Genomic DNA, 6,556 nt, shown 5'->3' with positions numbered 1-6,556 from the left:
GTGTGAAGGCGCTCTCGGCCGAGCAGGGGCTGGCGTTGTTCGATGCGGCGATCGCGTCTCCGCGGGCTCATGTGGTGCCGGTGCGGCTGGACATGGCCGGGCTGCGTGGACAGGACGTTGTCCCGCCGTTGTTGCGGGCGTTGGTGCGTACGAGGGCCAGGCGGGTGGCCAGTAACACGGGTCTTGCGGGTGGTGGCGGGTTGGCCGGGCGTCTTGCCATGCTGTCGGTGGCGGATCGGGGCCGGGCGCTGACGGAGCTGGTGCGGGCGCAGGCCGCGGTCGTTCTCGGGCACGGTGACGCGGACGCGGTGGACTCGGACCGGGCGTTCAAGAGTCTGGGCTTCGATTCCCTGACCGCGGTCGAACTCCGCAACCGGCTCGGAACAGCGACAGGGCTGAAACTCCCCGTCACGGCGGTCTTCGATCACCCGACCCCCGCCGCGCTGGCCATCGAACTGGAATCACTGCTGGGCCTGAACAATGACCCAGCACGGCAGCCGGCGGTTCCGACGGCGCAGGCCGGGACCGCGGGGACCGATGACGACCTGATCGCGATCGTCGGGATGAGCTGCCGGTTCCCCGGCGGCGTCCGCTCCCCCGAGGACCTGTGGCAGCTCCTGGCCGAAGAACGCGACGCCATGACGCCCTACCCGACCGACCGTGGCTGGGATGTCGGTGATCTGGGCGCTGCGGACTCCCCGGACACCGTTTACGAACGGGTCGGTGGATTCCTCCACGACGTCGCGGACTTCGATCCGGAGTTCTTCGGGATCTCACCACGTGAAGCGCTCGCGATGGACCCCCAGCAACGGCTCCTGCTCGAAACAACCTGGGAAGCCCTCGAACGCGCGGGCATCGACCCCACCACCCTCCACGGAACCCCCACCGGCGTCTTCGCAGGGCTGATCTACAACGACTACGCCGCGCGGTTCCCGAACCTGCTCAGTGGATTCGAGGGATATCTGGGCAACGGCAGCGCCAACAGTGTCGCGTCGGGTCGGGTGGCTTATGCGCTGGGTCTGGAGGGACCTGCGATCACCGTGGACACGGCCTGCTCGTCGTCCCTGGTGGCCCTGCACCTGGCAGCCCAGGCACTTCGCCAGGGCGAGTGCACCCTGGCCGTCGCCGGCGGCGTGACCGCGATGGCCACACCGCGACCGATGGTCGAGTTCAGCCAGGTCGGAGGCCTGGCGCCTGACGGCCGCTGCAAGGCGTTCGGTGCGGGAGCGGACGGCATGGGCTTCGCCGAGGGCGTGGGAATGCTGGTGGTGGAGCGGCTTTCCGACGCCCGCCGTCACGGACACCCGGTGCTCGCGGTGCTGCGTGGCTCGGCGCTCAACCAGGACGGGGCATCGAACGGTCTGACCGCTCCCAGTGGCCCCGCTCAGGAGCGGGTGATCCGCCAAGCGCTGGCCAACGCAGGTATGGCCTCGTCCGAGGTGGATGTGGTGGAGGCGCACGGCACGGGCACCGCCCTGGGCGACCCGATCGAAGCGCAGGCCCTGATGGCCACCTACGGGCAAGACCGCCCGGAGGACCAGCCTTTCCTGTTGGGGTCGGTGAAGTCGAACATCGGTCATACCCAGGCCGCGGCAGGCGTCGCAGGGGTCATCAAGATGGTGATGGCCATGCGGCACGGCGTCGTGCCGCGCACGCTGCACGTCGAGCGGCCCACCTCGCACGTCGAGTGGAGCGCGGGGGCGGTGCGACTCGCCGCCGACAGTGTGCCCTGGCCGAAGACGGGCCGGCCGCGCCGCGGTGCCGTTTCGTCGTTCGGGATCAGCGGCACCAACGCCCACGTGATCGTCGAGCAGTTGCAGGAACAGTCCGCCGACGACGTACCCGACGCCCCCGCCGGGCTGCCCGTGCCGTGGGTACTGTCGGCAAGGAGTCCCGAGAGCCTGCGCGAACAGGCCCGCAGCCTGCACCGGTGGGTGGCGGCGGACCCGGCATTCGCCCCCGCCGACATCGCCCGCTCCCTGGTGACCACCCGGACCACGTTCGGGCATCGTGTCGTGATGGTCGGGCGTACCCGTGAGGACTTCCTGCGCCAGCTGTCGGCCGTGGAACACGGTGAACCCGTCACCGGCCTGGTCGAGGGCATCTCCGCGCCCCGGACCAAGACCGTATTCGTCTTTCCCGGACAGGGCTCGCAATGGGCCGGCATGGCCGCCGTCCTGCTCGACACCTCCCCGGTCTTCGCCGAGCACATCGACCGGTGCGCCGCGGCGCTCCGCCCGCACACCGACTGGTCCCTGCTCGATGTGCTGCGGGAACACCCCGACGCGCCGTCGCTGGACCGCGTCGACGTGGTCCAGCCGGTGCTGTGGGCGGTGATGGTGTCGCTCGCCCAGGTGTGGCGGTCCCACGGGGTCCATCCGGACGCCGTGGTCGGTCACTCACAGGGGGAATTGGCCGCAGCGTGCGTGTCGGGAGTGCTCTCCCTCGCCGATGCCGCACGGATCGTCGCCCTGCGCAGTCGGCTGATAGGGCGGGAGCTGGCGGGGCAGGGCGGCATGGTGTCGCTCCCACTGCCGATGACGCAGGTCGTGGACCTGCTCGAGCCGTGGGGCGAGCGGATCTGTGTCGCCACGGTGAACGGGCCGAACTCCACCGTCGTCGCGGGTGAGCCCGAGGCGTTGGACGAGCTGATGGCAGACTGCGAACGCGACGGGGTGCGCGCGCGGCGTATTCCGGTGGACTACGCCTCGCACACCCCGCAGGTCGAGCGCCTGCGCGAACCGCTGATGGAGCTGGCCGGGCCGATCGTGCCGCGGCCGGGAGACCTCCCGATGTACTCGGCCGTGACCGGGGAACTCCTCGATGCCGAGGACGCGAATGCTGAGTACTGGTATCGAAATCTGCGCGAGACTGTGCGGTTCGAGCAGGTCACGCGCACTCTGCTGGCATCCGGCCATGAGGTGTTCGTCGAAGTCAGCCCGCACCCGGTGCTGATCAACGGCATCGAGGAGACGCTGAAGGACCACGAGACCGGGATCGTGGCCACCGGCACTCTGCGACGTGACAGGGGCGACCGGGACAGGCTGTTGACCGCGCTGGCAGAGCTGTTCGTGACCGGGGTCGCCGTGGACTGGCCGACCACATTCGAGGGCGGCCGACCGGTGGAACTGCCGACGTACGCCTTCCACCGGCAGCGCTACTGGCTGGACGCGCCCGCACCGTCCGACGACCCCTCGCCACGGGGCGGCGGAACCGTGGACGACCAGTTCTGGGCTGCGGTGGAACGTGAGGACTTCGAAGGCCTCGCTTCCACCCTCGCCGTAGCGGACGCGGGAGGCGAGGCGGACATCCAGTCCTCGCTGACCGCCCTGCTGCCCGTGCTGTCCGCGTGGCGCAGGCAGCGGAGCGAGCAGGACACCGTGGACTCGTGGCGCTACGGGATCGAGTGGACGCCGGTACCGGACGCCGGCTCCGCGCCGCTCACCGGCACCTGGCTGCTGGTCGTCCCCGACGGCTTCGAGGAGGACCGGCGGGTATTTGCCCTGGCGGAAGGCATCGAACGTCGAGGTGCGAGCGCCGTCCCGATCGTCCTCCCCTCCCAGGCGTCCGTGGAAGAACCCTCCGAGCGCACCGCGGATCTTGCGGACCACCTCCGGTCGGTGCTCGGCGCGCACTCCGATGTGAGTGGGGTCCTGTCGCTGACCGCCTGGGACGAACGTCCGCATCCGACCTCCTCGGTGGTACCGCGGGGCTACGCCGACAACCTGGCGCTGATACAGGCCCTCGACGTGGCGGGTGCCGACGCCCGACTGTGGTGCGTGACCACCGGCGCGGTCACGACAGGAGCTCATGACGCCCCGGTCGTTCCGGCACAGGCGCTGGTGTGGGGGCTGGGGCGGGTGGCGGCCCAAGAGCTTCCTGACCGCTGGGGCGGGCTCATCGACGTTCCGGCGGATCCCGACGAACATGCGATGACCCGGCTGTGCGGACTGCTCGCCGGAGAGTCCGGCGAGGACCAGATCGCTGTCCGCGCCACCGGTCTGCTCGCCCGAAGGCTGGCGCGCACGCCTGCCCCCACCGGCGGCACCGACGAGTGGACCGCCACCGGCACCGCACTGATCACCGGTGGCACCGGCGCCATAGGAGGCCATGTCGCACGTTGGCTGGCCGCGCGAGGCGCGGAGCACCTGATGCTGCTGAGCCGTCGGGGGCCCGAGGCGGAAGGTGCCGAAGAGCTACGGGCCGACCTGATCGAGGCAGGCGCGCGGGTCAGCATCATCGCCTGCGACGCCGGAGACAGGGAGGCCCTTGCGGCCGCGCTGGCCGACGTACCGGACGAGTTTCCGCTGACCGCGGTCTTCCACACCGCCGCAGTACTGGACGACGGACGACTGGACACGCTCACGGTGCCCCGCGCGGATGCGACGCTGCGCGCCAAAGCCGGCGCCGCGTGGAACCTGCACGAGTTGACCGAGCATCTCGACCTTTCGGCCTTCGTCCTGTTCTCCTCCACCGCAGGCACGTTCGGTGCCGCGGGGCAGGGGAACTACGCTCCCGGAAACGCGTTCCTCGACGCCCTCGCGTGGCACCGCCGGGCACGCAAGCAGACTGCCACCTCCATCGCCTGGGGCGCCTGGGCCCAGGGAGGCATGGCGGAGAAGGAAGCCGTGGTCGAACTGCGCCGCAGGCACGGCGTGCCGGCCATGTCCCCGCAACTCGCGACGCTGGCACTGCGCAAGGCGCTCGACGCGGACGACACCGTCGTGGTCCTGGCCGACATCGACTGGGACCGCTTCTACCTCGCGTACACCGCCGCCCGGCCCAGTCCGCTGCTGCACGGCCTGGACGAGATCCGACACCTCCAGCAGCGTGCGGTCACCGACGGCCGACCCGGGACAGTTGCCGCCGGCCCGACCCTGGCCGAACGGCTCGCGGGCCTGAGCCGCCCGGAGCAGGAGCGGCTGCTGCGCGACACGGTCCGCACCCACGCCGCCGTGGTGCTCGGACACGACGGACCCGACGCGGTACCCGTCAAGCGTCCGTTCTGGGAGCTCGGTCTGGACTCGGTCACCGCCGTGCAACTGCGCAACCGGCTCGGCGGTGTCGCGGGACGCAAGCTGCCGGCCGGACTCGTCTTCGACTACCCGACCGTCAGCGGTCTGGTCGGGTACCTGCGCGGCGAACTGTGCGGGGACGCGGCCGAAACCAACCCGCTCATGTCCGACCTGGACCGGCTGGACAACGCATTGGCCGGCTTGCCCGACGACGACCCCACACGGAGTGAAGTGGCGGAACGGCTGGAGAAGTTGCTGCGCAGGGTGAGCCCGGTGTCGGTCGTGATGCAGGCACCCGCACGGGAGCTGGACCTGGACGGAGCCTCCCACGACGAGGTGTTCGCGCTCATCGACGAGGAACTGGGAGAGGCCTGACCCGGCCCCGGCACGTCTCCTCCGACCGCAGTACGACACGAACGGACCAGGTGAGAACTCATGGCGAACGACGACAAGCTCTTCGGCTATCTCAAGCGTGTCACCGCCGAGCTGAAGGAGACACGCGCCCGTCTGCGGGCCGCGGAGTCGGCAGCCGACGAGCCGGTGGCGATCGTCGGGATGAGCTGCCGGTACCCCGGCGGTGTGTCATCGCCCGAGGACCTGTGGCAACTGGTGTCCGGCGGGGTGGACGCGATCTCCGAGGTGCCGTCCGACCGCGGCTGGGACCTGAGTGGTCTGTTCGACGCGGACGGGGAGGAGCGGGCCGGCACCTCGTACGTGAACAGGGGTGGCTTCCTCTACGACGCCGCGGACTTCGACGCCGGGTTCTTCGGTATCTCGCCCCGTGAGGCGTTGGCGATGGATCCGCAGCAGCGGCTGCTGCTGGAGACGTCCTGGGAGCTCTTCGAGCGCGCCGGCATCGATCCGTCATCGGTCCGCGGAAGCCACACGGGTGTCTTCGTGGGATCCAGCTTCCACGGCTACGGCGGTGACTCGAACGCCGCACCCGACGAGGTCAAGGGCTACCTGCTCACCGGTCGCGCGGACAGCGTGATCTCCGGTCGGATCGCCTACACCATGGGACTCGAGGGCCCGGCGATCACGGTGGACACAGCGTGCTCGTCGTCGCTGGTGGCCCTGCATCTGGCAGTGAACTCACTTCAGCGGCACGAGAGCTCCCTCGCCATCGCCGGTGGCGTGATGGTCATGGCCACCCCCGAGGTGTTCGTCGAGTTCAGCCGACAGCAGGGGCTGTCCCGCGACGGCCGCTGCCGGTCCTTCGCAGGCAGCGCCGACGGCACCGGACTCTCCGAGGGCGTCGGGATGCTGTTGGTGGAGCGGTTGTCCGATGCGGTGCGTAACGGGCATCAGGTGTTGGCCGTGGTTCGGGGTTCGGCGGTGAATCAGGACGGTGCGTCGAACGGGCTGACCGCGCCGAACGGTCCCGCGCAGCAGCGAGTCATCCGCCAGGCCCTGGCCGACGCCGATCTCTCCCCCGTACAGATCGACGTGGTGGAGGCGCATGGCACGGGGACGACTCTGGGTGATCCGATTGAGGCGGATGCTTTGTTGGCCACCTATGGTCAGGGTCGGTCCGAGGGTGG

At 70.1% G+C, this 6,556-nt stretch carries 2 protein-coding genes; both read left to right on the top strand.

Going from position 1 to position 6,556, the window contains the following annotated elements; translation table 11 throughout:
• Window positions 1–5,390: type I polyketide synthase (locus tag JOC24_RS32920; RefSeq protein WP_374104554.1), on the top strand; the 5,390-nt coding region annotated here is incomplete at its 5' end.
• 60 nt (window positions 5,391–5,450) lie between these two features.
• Window positions 5,451–6,556, top strand: a 1,106-nt coding sequence (locus JOC24_RS32915) for a beta-ketoacyl synthase N-terminal-like domain-containing protein (RefSeq protein WP_205024099.1), incomplete at its 3' end; no start/stop codon positions are given.

Source organism: Streptomyces sp. HB132, assembly GCF_016909575.1.
Taxonomy (GTDB): domain Bacteria; phylum Actinomycetota; class Actinomycetes; order Streptomycetales; family Streptomycetaceae; genus Streptomyces.
Note: the sequence above shows the minus strand (reverse complement) of the source record. Positions and strands in the feature narration are given on the sequence as shown.